18 protein-coding genes and 1 tRNA gene are annotated in these 18,547 nt (G+C 64.0%); 15 read left to right on the top strand and 4 right to left on the bottom strand.

Annotation, left to right across the window (positions count from 1 at the left end; translation table 11 throughout):
- The first annotated feature begins 5 nt into the window (after window positions 1-5).
- From R2770_10925 to R2770_10880, 10 genes are read left to right on the top strand one after another with little or no spacing between them, the layout of a single operon-like run.
- Entirely contained in the window at window positions 6-704 is a 699-nt protein-coding gene (locus tag R2770_10925) for an NADH-quinone oxidoreductase subunit C (protein ID MEZ5280974.1), read from the top strand.
- Complete coding sequence (locus R2770_10920) at window positions 701-1,873, top strand: NADH-quinone oxidoreductase subunit D 1 (GenBank protein ID MEZ5280973.1); 1,173 nt, start codon at window positions 701-703, stop codon at window positions 1,871-1,873. Before R2770_10925 ends, R2770_10920 begins: the two co-directional genes overlap by 4 nt.
- On the top strand, window positions 1,870-2,907 hold the full coding sequence (gene nuoH, locus R2770_10915) for an NADH-quinone oxidoreductase subunit NuoH (GenBank protein ID MEZ5280972.1): 1,038 nt from the start codon (window positions 1,870-1,872) through the stop codon (window positions 2,905-2,907). The genes R2770_10920 and nuoH overlap by 4 nt, the downstream gene beginning before the upstream one ends.
- Window positions 2,908-3,441: an NADH-quinone oxidoreductase subunit I gene (locus tag R2770_10910; GenBank protein MEZ5280971.1), complete on the top strand. Its 534-nt coding sequence runs from the start codon at window positions 2,908-2,910 to the stop codon at window positions 3,439-3,441.
- Window positions 3,441-3,935: an NADH-quinone oxidoreductase subunit J gene (locus tag R2770_10905; protein ID MEZ5280970.1), complete on the top strand. Its 495-nt coding sequence runs from the start codon at window positions 3,441-3,443 to the stop codon at window positions 3,933-3,935. The genes R2770_10910 and R2770_10905 overlap by 1 nt, the downstream gene beginning before the upstream one ends.
- Window positions 3,936-3,937: 2 nt before the next feature.
- On the top strand, window positions 3,938-4,237 hold the full coding sequence (gene nuoK, locus R2770_10900; GenBank protein MEZ5280969.1) for an NADH-quinone oxidoreductase subunit NuoK: 300 nt from the start codon (window positions 3,938-3,940) through the stop codon (window positions 4,235-4,237).
- A gap of 10 nt (window positions 4,238-4,247) precedes the next feature.
- Window positions 4,248-6,557, top strand: coding sequence for an NADH-quinone oxidoreductase subunit L (gene nuoL / locus R2770_10895; protein MEZ5280968.1), 2,310 nt, complete (start codon window positions 4,248-4,250; stop codon window positions 6,555-6,557).
- A gap of 14 nt (window positions 6,558-6,571) precedes the next feature.
- Window positions 6,572-8,110: an NADH-quinone oxidoreductase subunit M gene (locus R2770_10890; GenBank protein MEZ5280967.1), complete on the top strand. Its 1,539-nt coding sequence runs from the start codon at window positions 6,572-6,574 to the stop codon at window positions 8,108-8,110.
- Window positions 8,111-8,113: 3 nt separating this feature from the next.
- Window positions 8,114-9,607: an NADH-quinone oxidoreductase subunit N gene (locus tag R2770_10885; protein MEZ5280966.1), complete on the top strand. Its 1,494-nt coding sequence runs from the start codon at window positions 8,114-8,116 to the stop codon at window positions 9,605-9,607.
- 6 nt (window positions 9,608-9,613) lie between these two features.
- Complete coding sequence (locus tag R2770_10880) at window positions 9,614-10,588, top strand: SAM-dependent methyltransferase (protein ID MEZ5280965.1); 975 nt, start codon at window positions 9,614-9,616, stop codon at window positions 10,586-10,588.
- Here the strand turns inward: R2770_10880 and R2770_10875 are convergent.
- A complete protein-coding gene (locus R2770_10875) occupies window positions 10,585-11,895 on the bottom strand; it encodes a deoxyribodipyrimidine photo-lyase (GenBank protein MEZ5280964.1) in 1,311 nt (436 codons plus the stop codon). The genes R2770_10880 and R2770_10875 overlap by 4 nt on opposite strands.
- Window positions 11,896-11,975: 80 nt before the next feature.
- On the opposite strand from R2770_10875, the gene R2770_10870 reads away from it, so the two are divergent.
- From R2770_10870 to R2770_10850, 5 genes are all read left to right on the top strand, one after another.
- A complete protein-coding gene (locus tag R2770_10870) occupies window positions 11,976-12,728 on the top strand; it encodes an ROK family protein (protein ID MEZ5280963.1) in 753 nt (250 codons plus the stop codon).
- A 78-nt stretch (window positions 12,729-12,806) separates the two neighbouring features.
- Complete coding sequence (acs, locus tag R2770_10865) at window positions 12,807-14,798, top strand: acetate--CoA ligase (GenBank protein MEZ5280962.1); 1,992 nt, start codon at window positions 12,807-12,809, stop codon at window positions 14,796-14,798.
- Window positions 14,795-15,316: a hypothetical protein gene (locus R2770_10860; protein MEZ5280961.1), complete on the top strand. Its 522-nt coding sequence runs from the start codon at window positions 14,795-14,797 to the stop codon at window positions 15,314-15,316. The genes acs and R2770_10860 overlap by 4 nt, the downstream gene beginning before the upstream one ends.
- 6 nt (window positions 15,317-15,322) lie before the next feature.
- Window positions 15,323-16,168, top strand: a complete 846-nt coding sequence (locus R2770_10855; GenBank protein ID MEZ5280960.1) for a zinc metalloprotease HtpX — start codon at window positions 15,323-15,325, stop codon at window positions 16,166-16,168.
- Between the two features lie 77 nt (window positions 16,169-16,245).
- Window positions 16,246-17,325, top strand: a complete 1,080-nt coding sequence (locus R2770_10850; GenBank protein MEZ5280959.1) for a hypothetical protein — start codon at window positions 16,246-16,248, stop codon at window positions 17,323-17,325.
- 20 nt (window positions 17,326-17,345) lie between these two features.
- On the opposite strand, the gene R2770_10845 is transcribed toward R2770_10850, so the two are convergent.
- The 3 genes from R2770_10845 to R2770_10835 all read right to left on the bottom strand — a co-directional run bounded on the left by R2770_10845 (window position 17,346) and on the right by R2770_10835 (window position 18,537).
- Window positions 17,346-17,834: a YajQ family cyclic di-GMP-binding protein gene (locus R2770_10845; protein MEZ5280958.1), complete on the bottom strand. Its 489-nt coding sequence runs from the start codon at window positions 17,832-17,834 to the stop codon at window positions 17,346-17,348.
- A gap of 66 nt (window positions 17,835-17,900) precedes the next feature.
- A tRNA-Tyr gene (locus R2770_10840) sits at window positions 17,901-17,983 on the bottom strand.
- Window positions 17,984-18,042: 59 nt separating this feature from the next.
- On the bottom strand, window positions 18,043-18,537 hold the full coding sequence (locus tag R2770_10835) for an N-acetyltransferase family protein (GenBank protein MEZ5280957.1): 495 nt from the start codon (window positions 18,535-18,537) through the stop codon (window positions 18,043-18,045).
- Window positions 18,538-18,547: the final 10 nt, after the last annotated feature.

Raw genomic sequence — 18,547 nt, 5'->3', positions numbered from 1 at the left:
AAACAGTGGCCGACGAGACCACCGAAACCGAAAACCCAGAACCCGTCACCGACGAGCTTCGCGACAGCATCGTGGCGCGCCTCACCGAGGCGCTCGGCGACGGTGTGCTCGCCAGCCATGTCATCCCCGGAACCGACGTTTGGATCAGGGTTGCAGCCAACCGCTGGCAAGACGCCGGACGCGCCCTCGAGAACATGGGCTTCACCTATTTCGGCTTCCTTTCGGTGATCGACTGGATGATCGCCCCCGAGGGCCGTTATGAAGACACCGAGTTCGACGTCGTAGAAGGTGAAGAGTCGGGCTCGAAGCTGCCCGACGGCACCGGCTACGCGGGTGGCGACACCAGATTCCAGGCCTTCGCCCGGGTGCACTCGATCGCCGAAGGTGTCGGCGTGACCCTCAAAGCCGACATCGACGACTCGATGACGATCGACACCTGGACGGGCGTCTTTGCCGGCGCCGACTGGCACGAGCGCGAGGCTTGGGAGATGTTCGGCGTGACCTTCACCGGGCACCCGCGCTTGCGTCACCTCTACCTGCCGACCGAATTCGAGGGCCACCCGCTTCGCAAGGACTTCCCGTTGCTGGCGCGGGTCGTGAAGCCCTGGCCCGGAGTGGTCGACATCGAAGAGATTCCCGAGCACCTCGAGGAACAACTCGAAGCCGAAGTGATGGCTGCATTCGAAGCGGAGGGCGGAGCATGACCGCAACTTCTGAACACCAGCAGCTGGCCTACATAGCCACACAGGCCGCCGAGGCCCGGGTCAATGTCGAACTCGACACGGGCGACATGACCCTCAACATCGGCCCGCAGCATCCGGCCACCCACGGCACGCTGCGCATCGCGGTGCAGCTCGATGGTGAGCTGGTCGTCAAGGCCGACCCCATCCCCGGCTACATGCACCGCGGCTACGAAAAGCTCGCCGAGGTCCGCACATACCCTCAGGTCACAACCCTCATCAACCGCATCGACTGGGTCGGCAACTTCGCCAACGAGGTTCCGTTCGTCCTGGCCGCCGAGCAGTTGATGGACGTCGAGGCACCGCCCCGAGCCCAGTGGATCAGGGCGATCCTGTTCGAGATGTCGCGCATAGCCAACATTTCGCTGTTCCTCGGCGACATGGGCGTTCAGGTCGGCGCACTCACCCCGGTGTTCTTCGCATTCCGTGATCGCGAGCGCGTCCTGAACCAGATCGAGGCGGTCACCGGTGGCCGATTCCATCCCAACTTCGACCGCATCGGTGGTCTGAAGGACGACCTTCCCAAGGGCTGGATCGCCGAGACCAAGGACTGCATGGACAAGATGCGGACCTTCTGCGACGAGATCGAGGACCTGCTGATGGGCAACCCGGTCTTTCAGCAGCGCTGCCGCGGCATCGGCGTCATCCCCAAAGACGTCGCCCTCGAATACGGTCTCTCCGGTGCCAACCTCCGGGCATCGGGTGTCGACTGGGACCTTCGCCGCGACGTTCCGTCGCCGCTGCCCTACGACAAGATCGACTGGAAGGTCTGGACCCACCCGGACGGCGACTCGTTCGCCCGCTACTGGGTCCGCCTGCAGGAAACCCGCGAAGCGACCTACATCGTCGACAAGCTGCTCGACAGCTTGCCCAGCGGCCCGATCATGGCCAAGGTCCCCCGCATCATTAAGGTGCCCGAGGGTGAGGCCTACGTCTCGACCGAGAACCCTCTCGGCGAGATGGGCTACTACATCGTCTCGAAAGGCGATCTGGGACCGTTCCGGGTCAAGATCCGCACGCCGAGCTTCAACAACATCTCGATCACGTCTTGGGTGATGCGAGGCGTGTACGTCCCAGACGTCATCACGATCCTCGGCTCGCTCTACTTCATTCTGGGAGACATCGATCGATGATCGCCGATGTCAGTTTCTGGATCTTCTCCGACTACGCCGTGTCGACGGCGATCAAGCTCGGCGTGGTGCTCGGCGTCATACCGCTGACCTCGCTGATCCTGGTCTACGTCTTCTTGTTCAAGATGATGGCGTTCATGCAGAGCCGTCTGGGCCCCATGGAAGCCGGCCCCCACGGCACGTTGCAGCTCATCGCCGAGGCCATCAAGTTCCTGCAAAAGGAAGACATCCACCCCGACAACGCCGACAAGCACGTGTTCGCGCTGGCGCCGGTGGTGGTCCTCATGTCGACCTTCCTGCTGTACGTCATCTTGCCTGCGGGCCCCGATCTGGTGGTCGAGAACCTCGACACGGGCATCTTCTATGCCATGGCGGTGTCGTCGTTGTCGGCTCTGGGCGTGCTCATGGCCGGCTGGGCGTCTGCCAACAAATACGCACTGCTCGGCGGCCTGCGCGCTGCAGGCCAGCTGATCGCCTATGAGCTGCCGCTGGTTCTGGCCGTCGTCGGCGTGGTGATTCAGGCCGAGACCCTGTCGTTGCAGGGCATCGTCCACGCCCAGGCCAACTGGGAGATCTTCGGCTGGGACGCCGGCATGCCCTTCATCTTCACCCAGGGCATCGGGTTTGCGATCTTCATGATCGCCGCCCAGGCCGAGCTCACCCAGACACCCTTCGACATGCCGGTCGCCGAGACCGAGCTGGTCGGCGGTTTCCACATCGAGTACACGGGCTTCAGGTTCCTGCTGTTCTTCATGGCCGAGTTCGGCACCGCATTCGCCTTCGCCTCTATCGCTTCGGTGTTGTTCCTCGGCGGTTGGGCGCTGCCGTTCGTCGACCCCAACGCAAACTGGCTCAACATCGTCGGGCCTGGGGTCATGCTGGCCAAGATCATGCTGCTGTCCTTCCTGATCTTCTGGGTTCGTTTCACCTACCCCAGACTTCGCGAAGACCAGCTCCAGAAGTTCGCGTGGAAGGTCCTCATCCCCCTCGCCCTCGTAAACATCGTGCTCACCGGCGTGTTCAAGGTGGCGTTCTAGATGGCAAACATTTCCGGATACTTCAAAGGCCTCGGGGTCACGGCGCGCACCGCTGTTCGCACCATGTTCCCGGACGGACCGGCCAAGCCGCCGTCGCCCGTCAAGGGTGCGGTCACCGTGCAATACCCGCACGAGAAAGAAGAGCCGACGCCCCGAGCCCGTGGCGTCATCTCTTTGCACGAAGAGAACTGCACCGCGTGCATGTTGTGCAGCCGTAGCTGCCCCGACTGGTGCATCTACATCGAGGGTCACAAGGTCAAGGCGCCGCCGCGCCGCGCGGGCGGCAAGCCCCGCACGGTCAACAAGCTCGACCGCTTCGACATCGACTACTCGCTTTGTATGTACTGCGGTATCTGCGTCGAGGTGTGCCCGTTCGAAGCGCTCTTTTGGACCCCCGAGTACGAGTACAGCGAACCGCGCATCGCAGACCTGCTGCACGACAAGCGGCGCCTCGGCGAGTGGTTCGATACGGTTCCCGACTTCGAGGCCTACGAGGCGGGGTCGGAGATGAAGGTCAAGAAGGTGCCGCGCTGATGGTTGCCCAGAACATCGCATTCGGCATCATCGCCGCTGTCGCCGCGGTCAGCGCGCTGCGCATGGTCACCACCAAGAACGTCGTTCACGCGGCCCTCTACCTGGTGGCGGTGCTGGCCAGCCTCGGCGCTCTGTACATCCTTCTCACTGCCGAGTTCGTCGCCACGACCCAGTTCCTCGTGTACATCGGCGCAGTGATGGTGTTGTTCTTGTTCGGCGTCATGCTCACCCGCGCCCCCATGGGCCAGACCACGTCGCTCACCACCTCTTCGTGGCCCATCGGTCTGGGTGTGGCCGCAATGCTCGGCGCAGTGCTCGTCTATTCGCTGATCGATCAGTTCGGTACCGACGAGTTGCCCAACGACCCTGTGGTGTTTCGAACCCGCGATGTGGGCGACGAGATCTTCAGCACCTACCTGATCGCCTTCGAGGCCGCCTCGGTGCTGTTGCTGGCCGCTCTCATCGGGGCCATCGTCTTGGCCAGGAAGGACTGATCATGCTCGTGAACCAGTTCCTGTTGTTGGGTGCGTTCCTGTTCTGCACCGGCATCTATGGCGTCCTCGCTAGGCGCAACGCCGTGATGGTGTTGATGTCGATCGAACTGATGCTGAACGCCGTCAACATCAATCTGCTGGCGTTCGGCCAGCTCCACGGCGCCGTCGCCGGTCAGGTCTTCGCCCTGTTCATCATCGCCGTGGCCGCGGCCGAGGTCGCCGTCGGTTTGGCCATCGTCCTGCTCATCTATCGCAACCGCTCGAACATCAACGTCGAAGAACTCGACTTGATGCGCGGCTGAGGCACCACCAATGCTCGAAAACGCATACCTGGTCCCACTGCTGCCGGCTGTCTCGTTCCTCATCATCTTGCTGTTCGGCAAGCGGATGAAGGGCGGATCTGCCGTGCACTGGGTAGGCATCACCGCCGTGTCGATCGCGTGGGTGTTGTCGCTCGTGATCGGCGTGCAGTGGATCGACCGCAGCGAGGATGCTGCAGCGGCCGATCACGGCAGCGAGGAGGTCCACTCCGACGAGGGTGACCACTCCGAAGACGGGGACCACTCCGAAGAGACCGACACCCACAGCGACGAAACCGACACCCATGAGGACGGCCTCGGCGTCGTCGGCTCCAGCGGCTTGGGCGACGGCACCCTGCTGGGTGTCGAAGAAGGCGGACATCACGTCGTCGTCGCCGAGCCGGTCATCGAGCAGATCACCTGGTTCCAGAACGGCGGCACCGAGCACAAGATCGGCACCTACGTCGACGGTCTGTCTGCTCTGCTGCTCTTTGTGGTGACCACCATCTCGCTGCTGGTTCACATCTACTCGACCGAGTACGTCAAGGGCGACCGTCGCTACACGCACTACTACGCATTCCTCAGCCTGTTCACGGCATCGATGCTGTTCTTCGTCCTGTCGTCGAGCATCTTGCAAATGATCGTCGGCTGGGAGCTCGTCGGTGTCTGTTCGTTCGGGCTCATCGGCCACTGGTGGGAAGACGGCAGCAACAGCAACGCAGCCCTGAAGGCCTTCCTCACCAACCGCGTTGGCGACATCGGCCTGCTGATCGGCATGATCACGCTGTTCTTCGCGACCGGCACCTTCGACATCTTCGAGATCAACACCCTCATCGCAGACGGCGAGGTCAGGCACTTCCTGCTCATCGTGGCCGCCTCTTGTCTGGTGGCTGCGGTGATGTCCAAGTCGGGCCAGTTCCCGCTCCACACCTGGCTGCCCGACGCCATGGCGGGTCCCACGCCGGTGTCGGCCCTGATCCACGCAGCCACCATGGTCGTGGCCGGCGTGTACATGGTGGCCCGCCTGTACCCGGTCTTCTACGACGGCTTCGCCATCTACAGCTCGTCGATCAACCTGTTGGCCCTGGTCGGTGGTTTCACCGCCCTCATGGCCGCGGCGCTTGCCTTCGTCCAGTGGGACATCAAGAAGGTGCTGGCCTACTCGACCGTGTCGCAGCTCGGCTACATGGTCATGGCCCTGGGCGTCGGCGCGTGGACCGCAGCAGTGTTCCACCTGTTCACCCACGCACTGTTCAAGGCCGGCCTCTTCCTGGGCGCCGGTTCGGTCAGCCACTCGGCCGGCCACACCTTCGACATCCGCAAGTTCGGTGGCCTCAAGAAGCACATGCCGGTCACGTTCTGGACCTTCATCGTGTGTTCGCTGGCGCTAGCCGGCATCTTCCCCCTTGCGGGCTTCTGGTCCAAAGACGAGATCTTGCTAGGTGCCCTGGCCGGCCAGAGCCAGAGTTACCCCCTGATGCTGGTCTTCGGCTGTCTGGTGGCTGCGATGACTGCCGCCTACATGACCAGGGTCATCTGGTACACGTTCTTCGGCGAGTTCCGCGGCGAGCTGCATCACCACGACGATCACGGCGACGCCCACGGCCATGCCGACGCTCACGGCCACGACGACCACGGTCACGACGACCACCACGCCGAGGTTCCCCACGAGTCGCCGAAGGTCATCACCATCCCGCTGATCCTGCTGTCGATCGGAGCTGTGGTGGCGGGCGCCGCGAACCTGCCAGGGCCCGTTGTCGAGGTGTTCGGCGCCGATGGCTTCGCCCACAGACTGCAGACCTATGCCGAGCCGGGCAACTTCCTGGACCCGCTGGGCATCAAGCACCCGGCACCGTCGCTGGCGATGGCGTTGGTGGGTCTGGCGCTGGCCCTTGGCGGCATCATCGTCACCTACCTGTTCTTCTGGAAGAACGCTGGTCCACACGGTCTCACCGAGCGCAACGCACTTGCTCGCCGGGGCCGTACGTTCCTCGAGAACAAGTACTACCTCGATCACCTCTACGAGAACGTCATCGTCGCCGGGGTCAAGTGGCCTCTCGCCAAGGCGGCCTACTGGTTCAACCAGAACGTCCTCGACAAGATCGTCAACACTGCGGGCGAGTCTGCTCGCGATGGCGGAAAGTGGGTCTATACCCACATCGATCAGGCAATCGTCGACGGTGCTGTAAACACCGCAGGCAATGCCGCTGGAGCCTCAGGTGAGGGGCTCCGTGTAACCCAGTCCGGCAAGGTTCAGGGCTACGGCGCACTACTGTTCGGCGCCACCGCTGTCCTGGCCATCATCTTCGTGATCGTCATCTAGGGAGAACTGCTCGAATGGAAGCAACAGGATTCGAGGCATGGGCATTGACCCTCGCCGTCTTCCTACCGCTACTGGGCGCAATCGTCATGATGGCGGTGCCCAAGGAGGACGAGGAGACACACAAGCTCATCGCCCTGGTGACGTCGCTTGCCGCTCTGGCGGTTGGCATCTACGTCTTGGCCCAGTTCGACTACGACCGAACAGGCGAGCTGCAGTTCCTGGTCGACAAGAGCTGGATCGACGTCATCAACAGCCGCTACATCATCGCCCTCGACGGTCTGTCACTGCCGATGTTCGCCCTGTCGCTGGTGGTGGTGCCGTTGTGCATCATCTACAGCTGGGATCACATCCCAGAGCCGGGCAACGCCAAGGCGTTTCTGATGCTCATCCTGGTGCTGGCCACCGGCATGAACGGCACCTTCGTCGCCCAAGACCTCATCTTGTTCTTCGTGTTCTTCGAGGTCGTGCTGCTGCCGATGTACTTCCTCATCGGCGTCTGGGGCGGCCCAGAGCGCAAGTACGCCTCGCTCAAGTTCTTCCTCTACACGCTGTTCGGCTCGGCGCTGATGATCCTCAGCTTCCTGGCGCTGTTCTTCCTCAGCGACGTGCAGACCTTCGACATGCGCATCCTTCCCGAGGCTGCGGCAGGCATCCACAGCACCACCGCCATCTGGATCTTCGGCGGCATGTTCATGGGCTTTGGCATCAAGGTGCCGATGTTCCCGTTCCACACCTGGTTGCCCGACGCCCACACGCAGGCACCCACCGTGGGTTCGGTCATCCTGGCCGCGGTGCTCCTGAAGCTGGGTACCTACGGCTTCATCCGCATCGCCATCCCGATCCTTCCCGGAGCCGCAGCCGAATGGGCACCCTGGATCGGCCTGCTCGCGGTCATCGGCATCATCTATGGCGCCCTCGGCTGTTTGGCCCAGACCGACATGAAGCGCCTCATCGCCTTCTCGTCTGTGGCTCACATGGGTTATGTCATGTTGGGCATCTCGACCCTTACCGACTTCGGCATGAACGCCGCCGTGTTCGGCATGGTCGCCCACGGCCTCATCACCGGCATGCTCTTCTTCGTCGCCGGCTCGGTCAAGGAGCGCTATCACACCCTCGAGATCAGCCGCCTGGGCGGTTTGCTCGTGTCGGCCCCGCGCATGGGCTGGATCCTCGGCTTCACCAGCATGGCGTCGCTCGGTCTTCCGGGTCTGGCCGGGTTCTGGGGCGAATTCCCGGCGATCCTGTCGGCCTATAGCCCCGCTGAGGGCCTGCCGGTCGAGACGTTCCGCACCTACATGGTGATCGCCGCTCTCGGCACCGTGCTGGCCGCCGGCTACCTGCTGTGGCTCTACCAGCGCACCGCATTCGGCGAACCCAAGGACGAATGGAAGGACCACCACATCCACGACGTGGGCACCTTCGAGTGGATCGCGTGGACACCGTTCCTGATCGCCATCGTGGTATTTGGCGTCTACCCGAATCTCCTGTTCTCGGTGACGGACGGCGCTGTTGTCAACATCGCCGAGATCGTCGCCAAGTCGGTCGGAGGCTGATCCATGAGCCTGGCCACATTGCTCGCCTTCGAGAGGCCGCCCATCGATTGGCATGCGATCGCACCCGAACTGACGCTGCTGATCATTGGCAGCCTCATCACGCTCGCCGACATCATCTGGACCGATCGAATCCGTCCCCTGATGCCTACGCTGGCGGGCGCGGGCCTGTTGGCCACACTGGTTCCTGTTCTGACGCTTGCCGTCGACGGCACCGACCGAGCCATGTTCGGTGGCGCCTACGTCATCGACGACATGTCCTTGGTCCTGAAGGCGCTGTTCCTCATCGCCGGTTACGTCATCGTCTTGTTGTCGGTCGACTACATCCGCGACGGTGACTACTACGAGAACGAGTACTACTCGCTGTTGCTGTCGTCGTTGCTGGGCATGGTGCTGATCGCCTCGTCCCGCGATCTCATCACGATGTTCGTGGCGCTCGAGCTGCTGTCGATCCCGGCCTACATGTTGGCCGGCTGGCGCAAGGGCGGTGCCACCTCGAACGAGGCGTCGATCAAGTACTACCTGATGGGCGTGTTTGCGTCCGCGGTGATGCTCTATGGCATGTCGCTGGTGTTCGGCATGACCGGCTCGACCGCCTTCGACGACATTCGTGTCGCCCTGTCGGGCGACGATCCCTCGTCGATGACCATCCTCGGCATCTTGTTCGTGCTGATCGGATTCGGCTTCAAGGTCTCGGCCGTGCCGTTCCACACCTGGGCTCCCGACACATACGAGGGTGCACCCACTCCGGTCACCGCCTTCCTGGCGGTGGCGTCCAAGGCTGCGGGCTTCGTGGCCTTGTTGCAGCTGGTGTACGTAGCCTTCGCTGCCCGCGACGACGTGGTCGAGCCGTTCTTTTGGATCATGGCCGCCCTCACGATGACGGTGGGCAACCTGTTGGCCTTGCGCCAGACCAACATCGTGCGCATGTTGGCCTACTCGGGCGTCGCTCAGGGCGGGTTCATGCTGGCCCCCTTCGCCGTAGCCGGAGACGCCACCGACCAGTCGATCAAGGCTGTGGTGACCTACCTCATCATCTACGCCTTCATGAACCTGGGCGCCTTTGCCGTCGTGCTCGCAGTGGCCGCCAAGACCCGCAGCGGCGAGATTTCGTCCTATGCCGGGTTGTTCCAACGAGCGCCCGGTCTGGCCACGGCCATGACGATCTTCCTGGCCGCTCTGGCTGGTATTCCCCCGGTCGGTGGATGGTTCGCGAAGTTCCTCATCTGGAACGCCCTCATCGACGCCTCGTCCTTGCAGGGCTCGCTGCTGGCCGTGGTGGTGGCCATCAACGCAGTCATCGCCTTCGGGTACTACGGCCGGGTCATGCGTGAGATGTGGATGAACGACGCTCCCGAGTCCGATGGCTCGCGTTTCGTCGTCACGCCGGCACTCACGGCCGCCATCGTGCTGACCATCGTCGCCACGGTCGCCCTGGGCATCTATCCCGAATGGGCCGGCCGCTTCGGCGACATCTCGTCGACCTTGGCGCTGCGTTAGCACTCGATGAGCCCAGCACCGATCCGGTTCGATCGGTTCCAGCACCAGGCGCTGTACGGTCCCAACGGGTTCTACAACCGCGGCGGTGCCGCGGGCGCGGTCAACGACTTTATGACCTCGGTCGAGGCCAGTTCGTCGTTCGCCGAGGCCCTGACGGTCGAGTTGGATGCGTTGTGGCACCGTCTCGGGTGCCCCAACCCCTTCCTGGTGGCCGAGGGCGGCTCGGGCGTCGGGTCTCTTTCACTGCAATGCCTGGCCGCTCGGACCCAATGCCGAGAGGCGCTGCACTGGGTCATGATCGAGACATCGGCTGGCCAGCGCGCGTTGGCGGCCGAGCGCCTCGAGCAGGCAGGGTTGCTCGACGACGGAAAGGTTTCGTATGCCGCCGAGCTGCGGCAGCTGGGCGACGGCCCGTCTGTGCACGCAGTTGTCGCCAACGAGTTGCTCGACAACCTCGCAGTGCGCGTGGTGCGGCGCGACGACCACGACACGTTCAGCGAGCTCTACGTCGACCCCAGCGAACCCTCCATCGAGTCGTGGCAGCGGCTCGCCGACAACGACCTCGTGCGGTGTACCCGCCACGCGACAAACGTGCAGCCGGGCTGCCAGTTTCCGCTGGCCGACCGCGCTGTTGCCTGGACCTGGGCCGCACTGGAACGCCTGGTCGATGGCGGGCAGGCGATCCTCATCGACTATGGCGCCGACACCGCCGAGCTTTCCCAAAGGCCCGAACGTGGCTGGTTGCGGTTCTACAGAGGCCATCAGCGGCGTTCGATTTCCGATGCAACCACCGGCGGCGTCGACATCACCGCCGACGTGCCGTTCGATCAGCTGCCTGGCAAGCCCACCCTGACAAGCCAGCGCCGCTGGCTGATCGAGCGTTTGCCCGAGCTGGCCCGACCCGCCGACATGGGGCAGATGGCCATCACCGACCCGCACGGAATGGGCGGCTTCGTCGTGGCGACCTGGACCAAGGCCTAGCCGCGGGCCTTCTTGTACGCCGCCAGGGTGCGATCACGCGCCTCTGAGTGATCGACGATCGGCCGAGGGTAGTTGTCGCCCAGCCTGACTCCCGCGGCTTCCAGTTCGAGGGGGCCTGCCTCCCACGGAGCGTGGATCGATTGGTCGTCGAGGCTGGCCAGCTCTGGCACCCAACTCCGGATGAACTCGCCGGAGGGGTCGAATCTGCGGCTCTGCGACAGGGGATTCATGATGCGAAAGTAGGGCGCGGCATCGGGGCCCGTGCCGGCGACCCATTGCCAGTTGCCGACGTTCTGCGACAGGTCGTAGTCGACCAGAAGCTCGCGGAAGTGCTGTTCGCCCAGTCGCCAGTCGATCAGCAGGTCCTTCACCAGGAACGATCCTGCAACCATGCGCATCCGGTTCGACATCCAGCCGGTTTCGGCCAGCTGGCGCATGGCGGCATCGACGACCGGATACCCGGTGCGGCCTTGCTTCCAGGCCTCGAGCCCCTCGGCGTCTTGTCGCCACTGGACCCGGTCGTACTCGGGCCGCATTGCCGAGTTGGTCAGCTTGGGGTTCTCCCAGAACAGGTGGGCGTACCATTCGCGCCACGCCAGCTGTCGGATGAAGGCCTCGCGCCCGTGAGATGTGCCGTCGAGTACCTCGATGGCCAGGAGGGGCGACAAGGTCCCGAACTTCAGCGCTGCACCAAAGTGTGACGTATGTGCACCGTCGAGCTCGTTGCGCACATCGTCGTAGGTGTCGACGCGCTCGGCGAACTCGTACAACTGATGAAGCGCCTTGGCCTCGCCTCTACCGGATCGCTCGGCCGCCGGAGCCTGCAGGCCGTCGCACAGGGCCCGCTGCGCCGTATCGACCCAACGTTTGTAGAACGGTGTGAACACCTGAGACACGCGACCGTTGGTTCCAACGACGGCGCCGGGCGGCTGCACCAAGGTGCCCCAGTGGCCGACCAGCTCGCCTTCGCATGCCTCGGCTACCGCAGCGTCGCGCCTGGTGCTGTAGGGCGTGACGTCGTTGTTGACGTGAATCTTCGATACGTCGTGCGTCGAGGCGAAACGTGGCACCACATCCCTTGGCTCACCCTGGGCGATCGTGAGTTCCACGTCGATGGCTGCAAGAGCGGTCGACAAACCGGCCAGAGCATCGTCGAGGAACTGGCGCCTATGGCGACCACACGTCTGCCTGGCGACCGGGTCGTCCACGAACAGCGCCGAAACCTCGCCGGAGCTTGCGGCGGCGGCCAGGGCGGGGTTGTCGTGGACCCGAAGGTCTTTGCGGAACCAAACCAGCTGTCTCGACACGCTCGAACAGTCTATGGATAGCCTCGCGGTCTGCTTTGCCGACAGGACCGATGTCGGAATCGACGAACCCAGGAGTGAACATGATCGGCCACGAGGGACTCATGATGGGCATCGACATCGGGGGCTCTGGCATCAAGGGCGCCCCTGTCGACCTCGACGCCGGCCGCTTCGCCGAGGAGCGCCACCGCGTCGATACCCCTCAACCGGCGACGCCGGGCGCCGTGGTTCACGCGGTCGGCGAGGTCATCAACTATTTCCGCTGGAAGGGCCCCGTCGGGTGCACCTTCCCCGCCGTCGTGCAGAACGGAACGGTCGTAACCGCCGCCAACGTCGACAAGAGCTGGATCGGGGCCGACGCCGCCACGCTGTTGTCTTCGCATCTGGGCCACGACGTGCTGGTGGTCAACGATGCTGATGCAGCTGGCGTGGCCGAGATGGAGTTCGGTGCGGGCGCCGGTCACGAGGGCACGGTGCTGATCGTCACCCTGGGCACCGGCATCGGTACGTCGTTGTTCGTGGACGGGACCCTCGTTCCCAACACCGAGTTGGGCCACATCGAGATCGACGGCGTCGACGCCGAGACCCGGGCAGCGTCGCGCTGGCGCAAGGAGGAAGGTCTCAGCTGGGAGCAGTGGGGTGGCAGGGTCGACAAGTACCTGCGCACCATCGAGCGGCTCATCTGGCCAGACCTGATCATCGTGGGCGGCGGTGTCTCGAAGCGCCACGAGGACTTCTTTCCCTACCTCAACACCCGCACTCCGCTGACGCCTGCGAAACTGCGCAACGACGCCGGCATCATCGGCGCTGCACTGCTGGCAGCTCGCACGCACTGAGGGTCGCCGCCGGCTTCGGCAGCCGGCTAGCACCGTGGCTATTCTCGCAAGTGGAATCCGAGCCGAACGAGGTGCGACGTGAACGAGCCGACGATCGAGAACTATTACTCCGAGGACAGGACGTTCGCCCCACCGGCCGACTTCGTGAGCCGGGCCCTGGTCACAGACAACTCGCTGTACGAGGAGGCCGCGGCAGACCGGTTGGGCTTTTGGGCGCGCCAGGCTCGCGAGCTGGTGACCTGGTTCGAGGACTTCGACACCGTCCTCGAGTGGGAGCTTCCCTTCGCCAAATGGTTCGTGGGCGGCAAGCTCAACGTTTCGTACAACTGCCTCGACCGTCACGTCGAAGCGGGCAAGGGCGACAAGGTCGCCTTCCACTGGGAGGGCGAACCTGGTGACACCCGCACCATCACCTACTCCGAACTGCTCGACGAAGTGTCGCGGTTTGCGAACTCGCTGAAGAGCCTGGGGGTCCAAAAAGGCGATCGGGTTTGCATCTACATGCCGATGATTCCCGAACTGCCAGTAGCGATGTTGGCCTGCGCGCGCATCGGTGCGCCGCACTCGATCGTGTTCGGCGGCTTTTCGGCCGACTCGTTGGCCGACCGTATCCATGACGCCGAGGCCAAGGTCCTGATCACCGCCGACGGGGGCTACCGCCGTGGCGACCCGTTCGGGCTCAAGCCGACGGCCGACGCAGCCGTGGCTGCCACATCCAGCATCGAGCACGTCGTCGTGGTGCAGCGCACCGGACAAGACGTCGACTGGACCGATGTAGACGTCTGGTGGCACGACCTGATGGCCGATGCCTCGCCGGATTGCCCGCCCGAACCCATGGACTCCGAGGATCTGCTGTATCTCCTGTACACCTCGGGCACCACCGCAAAGCCCAAGGGCATCATGCACACCACCGGTGGATACCTCACCCAGGTGGCATTCACCCACAAATACGTGTTCGACCTGCATCCGGACAGCGACGTCTATTGGTGCGCAGCCGACATCGGCTGGGTCACCGGCCACAGCTACATCGTCTACGGCCCCCTGGCCAATGGCTGTACCTCGGTGATGTATGAGGGCACGCCAGATACGCCGCGCCCCGAACTGCGCGAAGGCGAGCGCGCCCAGTGGCCCAAGGATCGTCTGTGGGACATCATCGAGCGCTATGGGGTGACCCAGCTCTACACGGCCCCCACCGCAATCCGCACCTTCATGAAGTGGGGCGCGCAGGAGGTCGAACGCCACGACCTGTCCAGCCTGAAGGTACTGGGCACGGTCGGCGAGCCGATCAACCCCGAGGCCTGGATGTGGTACCACACCCACATCGGCGGCGAGCGGTGCCCGATCGTCGACACGTGGTGGCAGACCGAGACGGGCGGCCACATGATCACCCCTCTGCCCGGTGTCACGACCACCAAGCCCGGCTCGGCGGTTGGCGCCATTCCTGGCGTCGTTGTCGAGGTTGTCGACGACGACGGCAACCCGATCGAACGCGGTGGCGGTTATCTGACCATCAGCGAACCCTGGCCGTCGATGTTGCGCGGCATCTGGGGCGACCCCGAGCGCTACAAGCAGACCTACTGGAGCACCTACCAGGGCCGATACTTCGCCGGCGACGGGGCCAAGATCGACGACGATGGCTACCTGTGGCTGCTGGGCCGCGTCGACGACGTGATGAATGTCTCGGGCCACCGCATCTCCACCACCGAGGTCGAGTCGGCGCTGGTCGATCACCCCGCCGTGGCCGAGGCCGCCGTGGTGGGAGCCACCGACGCCACCACAGGCCAGGCCATCATCGGCTACGTCATCTTGCGCGGCGGCAATGAATCCAGCCCCGAGCTGACCGAAGAGATCCGCGGCCACGTTGCCACCAAGCTCGGCGCCATCGCTCGCCCCAAGGCCGTTGTGCTGGTGCCCGACCTGCCCAAGACCCGCTCTGGAAAGATCATGCGTCGTCTCCTGCGCGATGTTGCCGAGGGTCGCATCCTCGGTGACACCACGACGTTGGCAGACGCCACGGTGGTCGACGAGATCCGCGATCGGGCGGCTTCTGGCAACCACGACGACGATTGACAGTCGACCAGCCATCGCATTGGCTGTGGCGAGAACGCCCCGCGGCTGAAGGACCGTCGGTCTGTGTAGACCTCGACGGCGTGTTGGCCGATGGTCGCCATCGCGAGCCCTTGTTGGCCCACGGCCGTTGGGACGACTTCTTTGCCGCGTGCGGCCAAGACGTCCTGATCGGCTCCAACGCATTGCTGGTGGCCCTGCTGGACCCGGCCCTGACCGTGGTGTTGCTGACGTCCAGGCCGTTGACCGTTCAGCAACCCACAGTCGAGTGGGTGTCGCGCCACCACGTTCGCTGGGACCTGCTGGTGATGCGCCCTTCGAGGGCGCAACAGTCATCTGCGGCGTTCAAGTCGGGTGAGGTCGATCGACTGCGCGCTGCCGGCTACCCCCCGATGTGGGCCATTGACGACGATCCCCGAAACATCGATGCCTACAGGCGTTCGGGAGTTTCGGCCACCTACATCCATAGCGGCATCTACGACCGCCAGCCCGGGAACACCAAGGCCACGCCCGGCGTTTGATGAGTCATGTTGAATACCGCCAAGACCGCCGTGCTCATGGCCGGCCTCAGTGGTCTCATCCTGTTCATCTCTAGCTTTTGGGGCGCAAACGGCCTCGTTATAGGCCTGATCGTCGCCTTGGTCACCGTCGGCGGCTCTTACTGGTTCAGCGACAAGCTGGCCATCCGCTCTGCCCGCGCTGTCGAACTTCAGCCGGGGCAGTTGCCCGAGTACTGGAACATCATGACCGAGCTGACCCAGCGCGCCGGCATGCCCATGCCCAAGCTCTACATCAGCCCTGATCCACAGCCCAACGCGTTTGCCACCGGGCGCAACCCCGAGAACTCCGCGGTGTGTGTGACCCAGGGCTTGGTGCAGCACCTCGAGTGGTACGAGATCAGGGGTGTTCTCGCTCACGAGCTGGCCCACATCAAGAACCGTGACATCCTCATCGGTTCGGTGGCCGCTGCCATCGCAACCGCCATCACCTTCGCTGCCCGCATGGCCCAGTTCGCGGCGATCTTCGGAGGGGGCAACCGCGACGACGATCGCAATCCCATCGCCGAGTTGGCGCTGATATTCCTGGCCCCGGTTGCAGCGATGGTGCTGCAGATGGCTATCAGCCGGTCGCGCGAGTTCCAGGCCGACCGCACGGCGGCTCGCCTGATCGAAGACGGTGAGCCTCTGGCCCGAGCGCTCGAGAAGCTCAGCATCGGAACCCAGCGCATCGCAGGTATAGCCGACCCGGCCCAGGCCCAGATGTACATCGCCAACCCGTTGGCCGGACGCCAGATGAGCTTCCGCAGCCTGTTCTCGACCCATCCTGCGATGGACGAGCGCATCCGCCGCCTCCGCGACAACAGCTGGCGGTGAGCCGCCGATCGGACCTTTAGCTCAGGTCGGGTGCCCAGCAGTCGACTCTTCGAGGACCGACTGCCGTGGGAGGCATCATGAGGTGGGTCACATCGTTGCTGGTGCTGGTTCTTGCCAGCGTTGTCTTGGGTTGCTCGTCTGGCGACGATCCCACAGCTGCCGACACCGTCGGGTCGAACGACACTGCGTCGTCGACTGCTTCAGCGCCATCGACAACCGTCGAGTCCCCGACTTCGACATCGTCGACCACATCTGTTTCGGCCTCGACCACGTCTGTTTCGCCCTCGACCACATCTGAGTCGACCGATGCGATCGCCGAAGAATCCACGCTGCCGGGCTGGGCGCCAGCCGGATGGACTCAGGCGGAACTCGACGAGGCGATCGACCTGATCGAGGAGACTCTGGTCGCTACGGGCGAGTCTTTTCAGGTCATCGACGGGACGGCCGTGAGCGACGATTGGGTGATCTCGTTCGACAACCTGCTCAGGGAGCTTGACCAGGCCGATCGATCCGAGTGGCCTGAACGGGTCGAAAGATGGGTGCGAATTAGCCTCGAAGTCGCGGCCGTCGAAGCCGAACCGCCCGGCCTCGACGCGCTGCGTGTAGCGGTCCGCGAGGAGATCCCCAGCCCGGCCATCTCGGGCGAAGTAACCCCCGGCCTGGTGTGGGGTGTGGTGTTCGACTTCCCCGACGCAGTTCGATACGTAACCGACGAGGACCTTGCCGATCTGGAGATGGGCGAGGAGGAGCTCCTCGCGACAGCGTCGGCAGCCACCATGACGCACGAGCCTTCGGTCGAGCTGCTCGAAACCGACTTCGGTGTCGACCTCTGGTTCGTGGACGGCGACTACTACGCATCGAGCTTCATCTTGTTTCCCGAGGTGCTCGACCTGCCCGAAGCGCCTCATGGCTGGCTGGCCATCGTGCCCACCCGCGATCTGCTGGTCTTGTCGCCGGTCGAGTCGGCATCGACCCTCCGAGACGCAGCCGAGGTGCTGTCCTGGCTTGCCGGTGACCTGTACGAAACCGAGCCAGGTCCCTTGAGCAGCATGCTGTTCTACGTCATCGATGGACAGATCGCACCGGTCTTCGAGGTGCTCGACGGCCAGTTCGCGTTCCCACAAGAACTGCTGGACTTCGATCGCCTACCCGACTAGGTCCGCGGCCGGGCAACGGGTCAGTCGCGGAAGTTCTCGAACTGCAGGGGCAGGTCGAACGGGCCTTCCTTGAGCCCAGCGATGACCGTCTGGAGATCGTCGCGCTTCTTCGAGATGACACGCACCTGGTCGCCCTGCGTCTGAGATTGGACGCCCTTCAGGCCGAGGGTCTTGATGTATTTGTTGATCGACTTCGCGTCGTCGGATGAGATTCCGGCCTTCAACGCCACGACCTGTCGAACGGTGCCGCCGGCGGCGTCTTGTTCCTTGCCATAGTCCAGCGACTTGAGGCTCACCTTGCGCTTGACGAGCTTTTCCTCGAGCACCACCCGGGCTGCGGCGAGCCGGTCGGCCGACACCGATGCCAGGGTTATCGACTCGTCGCCCAACTCGATCGAGGTGTTGGTGTTCTTGAAGTCGTAGCGGTTGGCGATCTCGCGAGCCGCCTGGTCGACGGCGTTGCGGACCTCCTGCATGTCGATCTGAGAAACCACGTCGAAGGATGCCATTCCCCGAACCTAGCGCCCCCGACGCGAGAACCCCCGGAGCCGAAGACTCCGGGGGTTCTGTAGCTGTGGGCCGGGGAGGATTCGAACCTCCGTAGGCGTGAACCGACGGGTTTACAGCCCGTTCCCTTTGGCCGCTCGGGCACCGACCCAACCGGTGGAAGAAGATAGCGCCAATCGCGCCGAATCGAAACCGCGAATGTGTGGGGCTTCAGCGCGGCCTTGCCATGCGCTGCATCACGTTCACGTCGAGCCACCGGCCGAACTTGCGTCCGATCTCTCGCTCGATGCCCACCGTCTCGAATCCGTGCTTGCGGTGCAGCTCGATCGAGGCGGTGTTCGAGTCGCCGATGCGGGCGATCATCGTGTGAAAACCGTGGCTGTCGCTGCAGCGGCAGAGTTCGGCCATCAGATGGTCGCCGACTCCCAGACCGCGGTGACGGTCTGAGACATAGACCGAACTCTCCACGGTCGTGTTGTAGGCCGGCCGTTGGCGGTAGGGCGAAAGCGAGGCGAACCCCGCGACTTCGCCCTCGATCACGGCGACCACGACGGCGTGGGCCCCAGATCTATCGACCAGCCAGGTGCGCTGCTCGTCGAGTGTGCGGGGGCGAAGGTCAAATGTCGCAGTCGAGTGTTCGACCTCGTTGTTGTAGATGCGGGCGATCGCCGCGGCATCGTCGAGCGTCGCGAGGCGCAGCAACAAACCGATCCCT

This window comes from Acidimicrobiales bacterium (assembly GCA_041394185.1).
GTDB lineage: Bacteria > Actinomycetota > Acidimicrobiia > Acidimicrobiales > Poriferisodalaceae > JAAETH01.
This window is presented reverse-complemented; position numbering and strand designations above follow the sequence as displayed.

What these genes read in the sequence shown, in the direction of transcription:
- R2770_10920 (MEZ5280973.1), top strand. Translation starts at nt 701, where the DNA reads ATGACCGCAACTTCTGAACACCAGCAGCTGGCCTACATAGCCACACAG.
- nuoH (MEZ5280972.1), top strand. Translation starts at nt 1,870, where the DNA reads ATGATCGCCGATGTCAGTTTCTGGATCTTCTCCGACTACGCCGTGTCG.
- R2770_10910 (MEZ5280971.1), top strand. Translation starts at nt 2,908, where the DNA reads ATGGCAAACATTTCCGGATACTTCAAAGGCCTCGGGGTCACGGCGCGC.
- R2770_10905 (MEZ5280970.1), top strand. Translation starts at nt 3,441, where the DNA reads ATGGTTGCCCAGAACATCGCATTCGGCATCATCGCCGCTGTCGCCGCG.
- nuoK (MEZ5280969.1), top strand. Translation starts at nt 3,938, where the DNA reads ATGCTCGTGAACCAGTTCCTGTTGTTGGGTGCGTTCCTGTTCTGCACC.
- nuoL (MEZ5280968.1), top strand. Translation starts at nt 4,248, where the DNA reads ATGCTCGAAAACGCATACCTGGTCCCACTGCTGCCGGCTGTCTCGTTC.
- R2770_10890 (MEZ5280967.1), top strand. Translation starts at nt 6,572, where the DNA reads ATGGAAGCAACAGGATTCGAGGCATGGGCATTGACCCTCGCCGTCTTC.
- R2770_10885 (MEZ5280966.1), top strand. Translation starts at nt 8,114, where the DNA reads ATGAGCCTGGCCACATTGCTCGCCTTCGAGAGGCCGCCCATCGATTGG.
- R2770_10880 (MEZ5280965.1), top strand. Translation starts at nt 9,614, where the DNA reads ATGAGCCCAGCACCGATCCGGTTCGATCGGTTCCAGCACCAGGCGCTG.
- R2770_10870 (MEZ5280963.1), top strand. Translation starts at nt 11,976, where the DNA reads ATGATCGGCCACGAGGGACTCATGATGGGCATCGACATCGGGGGCTCT.
- R2770_10855 (MEZ5280960.1), top strand. Translation starts at nt 15,323, where the DNA reads ATGTTGAATACCGCCAAGACCGCCGTGCTCATGGCCGGCCTCAGTGGT.
- R2770_10850 (MEZ5280959.1), top strand. Translation starts at nt 16,246, where the DNA reads ATGAGGTGGGTCACATCGTTGCTGGTGCTGGTTCTTGCCAGCGTTGTC.
- R2770_10845 (MEZ5280958.1), bottom strand. Translation starts at nt 17,834, where the DNA reads ATGGCATCCTTCGACGTGGTTTCTCAGATCGACATGCAGGAGGTCCGC.